At 73.6% G+C, this 3,842-nt stretch carries 6 protein-coding genes; 5 read left to right on the top strand and 1 reads right to left on the bottom strand.

The features are described 5' to 3' along the window. A partial coding sequence (locus VGD70_RS28875) for a nuclear transport factor 2 family protein (protein ID WP_331086845.1) occupies positions 1–375 on the top strand: 375 nt, incomplete at its 5' end. Here the strand turns inward: VGD70_RS28875 and VGD70_RS28870 are convergent. Continuing rightward, positions 372–614 carry a hypothetical protein gene (locus tag VGD70_RS28870; RefSeq protein WP_331086847.1) on the bottom strand — a complete coding sequence of 81 codons (243 nt, stop codon included), beginning with the start codon at positions 612–614 and terminating at the stop codon, positions 372–374. The genes VGD70_RS28875 and VGD70_RS28870 overlap by 4 nt on opposite strands. Positions 615–633: 19 nt before the next feature. Here VGD70_RS28870 and VGD70_RS28865 point away from each other — a divergent pair, with 19 nt between their 5' ends. From VGD70_RS28865 to VGD70_RS28850, 4 genes are all read left to right on the top strand, one after another. Further along, positions 634–780 (top strand): hypothetical protein, encoded by a 147-nt coding sequence (locus tag VGD70_RS28865; RefSeq protein ID WP_414638085.1) that lies wholly within the window; start codon positions 634–636, stop codon positions 778–780. Between the two features lie 10 nt (positions 781–790). Then, positions 791–1,450: an endonuclease NucS gene (nucS, locus tag VGD70_RS28860; RefSeq protein ID WP_331086844.1), complete on the top strand. Its 660-nt coding sequence runs from the start codon at positions 791–793 to the stop codon at positions 1,448–1,450. 145 nt (positions 1,451–1,595) lie between these two features. Further along, on the top strand, positions 1,596–2,459 hold the full coding sequence (locus tag VGD70_RS28855; protein ID WP_331086842.1) for a helix-turn-helix domain-containing protein: 864 nt from the start codon (positions 1,596–1,598) through the stop codon (positions 2,457–2,459). A gap of 54 nt (positions 2,460–2,513) precedes the next feature. Next, the coding region (locus tag VGD70_RS28850; protein WP_331086840.1) for an FAD-binding oxidoreductase at positions 2,514–3,842 on the top strand (1,329 nt) is incomplete at its 3' end.

Raw genomic sequence — 3,842 nt, 5'->3', positions numbered from 1 at the left:
GAGGACCTGGCGGCCGTCGCCGACCTCCAGAGCCCGCAGGTCACCCTCACCCACCCCATCACGTTCTCCGGCAACCAGCAGCCCGACGCGGTCTTCGTCGGCAGCGAGCAGGTGCTCGGCTACCTGCGCGGGTTGTTCGGCCTGATGTCCCGGATCCACTTCACCGACGTGCGGGTCGGTGTGGTCGCCGGCGGCCGGCAGTCCTTTGTGGAGACTCTGGGCGACTTCGTCACCGCCGACGGCCGACCGTACCGCAACGTGTACGTGCTCCGGTTCGACTGGGGTGCCGACGGCCGGATCGTGCGCGCGGCCGAGTACTACAACCCCATCACCTTCTGCCAGACCTTCCCGACGAGCCCCACCTGTGCCGGCTAGACCGTCTCCCGCTGGTCGGCCTGGTCCCCGGCGCGCGCCCGCGGTGAGCAGGTGGTCCACAGTGGACCGGCCAGGAACCAGCCGCCGGTGATCATGCCGAGCCGCGGCCAGCCGGCCGGTGCCGCCCACGGTGCCTCGGTGCGCTCCGGCGTGCCGACCCACTCGCGCCACCGTGGCGCACCTTGGCCGGGCAGCCGGCCGCGCCTGGTCGAGCCGGTCCGGCTGGTGGCGGCCGGCACCGGCCTGCTGGAGCCGAGCGTGACCAGGCGGCTGATGTCGTCGTTCGCGCGGCCGGCGGCGCTGGACGAGCTGACGGCGCGGGAGAGCGAGGTGCTGGGGTGCCTCGACCTGCGATCTCGGGTCCACGCGGCGGTGCTCGCGAAGGATGCGGGTTTGGTCGGCTAGCCTGCCCTGCGTGCGTCTAGTGATCGCTCGCTGCCAGGTCGACTACGCCGGCCGGCTCACCGCCCACCTGCCCATGGCGACCCGGCTGCTGCTGGTGAAGGCCGACGGCTCGGTGTCCGTGCACTCGGACGACCGGGCGTACAAGCCGCTGAACTGGATGAGCCCGCCGTGCTGGCTGACCGAGGAGCCCGGCACGTGGACCGTGGCGAACAAGACGGGCGAGAAGCTGGTGATCAGCCTGGAGTCCGTCCTGCACGACTCGGCGCATGAGCTGGGCGCCGAGCCGGGTCTGGTCAAGGACGGTGTGGAGGCCCACCTGCAGGCCCTGCTGGCCGAACACATCACCACCCTCGGCGACGGCTACTCGCTGATCCGCCGCGAGTACCCGACCGCGATAGGCCCGGTGGACATCCTGTGCCGCGACTCCGGTGGCACGACGGTGGCCGTGGAGATCAAACGCCGCGGCGAGATGGACGGCGTCGAGCAGCTGACCCGCTACCTGGACCTCCTGAACCGCGACCCCCTGCTGGCCCCGGTCCAGGGCGTGTTCGCGGCCCAGCAGATCAAGCCCCAGGCGAAGACGCTGGCGGCGGACAGGGGCATCCGCTGCGTGACCCTGGACTACGACGCGCTGCGAGGCATGGACTCCGACGAGTTCCGCCTCTTCTGACCGACATCGCTGGTGGTCATCAGGACTGCGACGCCCGGCCACACCGGCGTAGGTGCCGAATCTGGTCGATCCCGGCGTCCGGGTTCACGTGGGACACCGCGGCCTCCGCCCTACCAGGTTCGCGGGGTACTGCCAGAATCGGGACATGCGCTCCTCCGCTGCGCCCTCGGACCCGCCGCCGACGGGTCCGAGCTACGTGGAGCGACCACCCGCCGCGGCGCTGGCCGGGCTCGTGTCGTCGACCTGGGTGCAACGCATCACGCCCGGTGCGGCACCGTACGTCCACCGCACCATCCCGAACGGCGGCGTCGAGCTGCTGTGCCGGCTGGGTTCGGTGCCGCGGCTCGCCGGCCCGCTGACCAGGGCGCGGGTCGAGTCGCTCGCGCCCGGCAGCGTTGTCGTCGGGCTCCGGTTCCATCCGGGCGCGGCCGCGACCGTGCTGGGGATGCCGGCCTCGGAGCTCGCCGACCTCATGGTCGACGCCGACACGGTGTGGGGACGCGAGGTCGCGGTGGTCGGCGAGCGGATGGCCGAGGCGTCCTCCGCGCAGCGGGCCGCGGTCCTGCTGCAGCGGCTCGTCGCCGACCGGCTCGCGGACGCCGCGCGTCCCGACCCCGTCGTCGCGGAGGCGGTGCGGCGGCTGATGCCCTGGCAGGCCGACGACGTCACGTCGCTCTGGTCCTCGCTGGCCACGTCCGAGCGAAGCTTCCGCCGCCGGTGCCAGGCCACGATCGGTGTCGGCCCCAAGGCACTGCAGCGGATGCTGCGGTTCCAGGGCTTCCTCGCCCGCGTCCAGTACGCGGTGTCGCGGGGCCGGCGGCCGGCGGGTGAGGGACTCGCGCTGCTGGCCGCCGAGGCGGGCTATGCCGACCAGGCCCACCTGACCCGCGAGTGCGTACGGCTGACGGGCGTCACGCCGCGGGTCTTCCTGCGCGAGACCGCGGAGGTCTGCGGCTGCGGCCACGACCACGAGACCTCGTACGCCCCCCTGCTCCGTCGACCCGCCTGAGACCTGGCCGTTTCGTTCAAGAACCCACCACCCGCACCGATCTACCGTCGGGGCATGTCCTCACCGCCGCGTTCCGAACCCGACTGGGCCGCACTGCGCGCCGCCGTCGCCGGGCAGGTCGTCCTCCCGGGATCCCCCGACTACGAGCGGCTCCGCAGGCCGGCCATCGCCCTGTTCCACGGGACCCGACCGCGCGCGGTCGTGCTGTGCCGCACTCCCGCCGACGTCGCGGAGACCCTCGCGCTCGCGCGCCGGCACGGGCTGCCGGTGGCACCGCGCAGCGGCGGACACTGCTTCGCCGGGCGCTCCTCGACCGACGGCATCGTCGTCGACGTCTCGCCGATGAGCTCGGTCGAGATCGCCGGCGCGGTGGTGACCGTGGGCGCCGGAGCGCGGCTCGGTGACCTCTACGCCGCGCTCGACGCCGAGGGCGTGACGGTCCCCGCGGGGTGCGGACCCGGGGTCGGGATCGCCGGGCTCACCCTGGGCGGCGGGTTCGGCATCCTCGGCCGCACCCACGGCCTCACGGCCGACCACCTGGTCGGCGCGCGGGTGGTGCTGGCCGACGGCCGGGTGGTCGACTGCGACGCCCGGCGCGACGCCGACCTGTTCTGGGCGCTGCGCGGCGCGGGCGGCGGCCAGTTCGGTGTGGTCACCTCGCTGACGTTCACGACGGTTCCCGCGCCGCACGTGACGACCTTCCGCCAGGTGTGGGCCTACGATCACGCGGCCCGCGTGATCGGCGCGTGGCAGCGGTGGTCCCCCGACGCTCCCGACCGGCTCGCGGCCAGCCTGCTGGTCACGGTTCCCGCCGACGTCGAGCGTCCGCCCGTGCTCAACGTGTTCGGCGCGTTGACCGGTGACGAGTCCGAGGCCTCCGACCTGCTGGGCGGGCTCGCCGAGCTGGTCGGCTCCGCCCCGGCGTCCACGGTCATGACGCCGGCACCGTACGCGGCGGCCAAGCGGTACCTCGCCGACCTCGGCGACGAGATGGCGAGCGCGTCCCTCGAGAGCGCGCACAACCTCAGCAGGTCGGAGTATTTCGACGGCCCGCTGCCCGGCGACGCGGTCGCCGCCCTGGTGCGCAACCTCGATGCCGACCGGTGCCCCGGCCAGGCGCGCGAGCTCGACTTCACGCCCTGGGGCGGGGCGTACACCCGGGTCCCGGTCGACGCGACGGCGTTCCCGCACCGCGACGCGAGGTTCCTGCTCAAGCACACGGTCGCTGTCGCCGCCGACGCGTCGAGCCGCGACCGCGAGACCGCACGCGGCTGGTTGCACCGCTCGTGGGCGACCGTGCACCCGTGGGGATCCGGTGGCGTGTACCCCAACTTCCCCGACCCGGACCTGACGTCCTCGGCCGACGCGTACCACGGTCCCAAC

The sequence above is a fragment of the Actinophytocola sp. genome, assembly GCF_036402745.1.
In the GTDB taxonomy this organism is placed as follows: domain Bacteria; phylum Actinomycetota; class Actinomycetes; order Mycobacteriales; family Pseudonocardiaceae; genus Actinophytocola.
Note: the sequence above shows the minus strand (reverse complement) of the source record. Positions and strands in the feature narration are given on the sequence as shown.

Coding starts and splice junctions, on each gene's coding strand:
- VGD70_RS28855 (WP_331086842.1), top strand. CDS start 1,596: ATGCGCTCCTCCGCTGCGCCCTCGGACCCGCCGCCGACGGGTCCGAGC.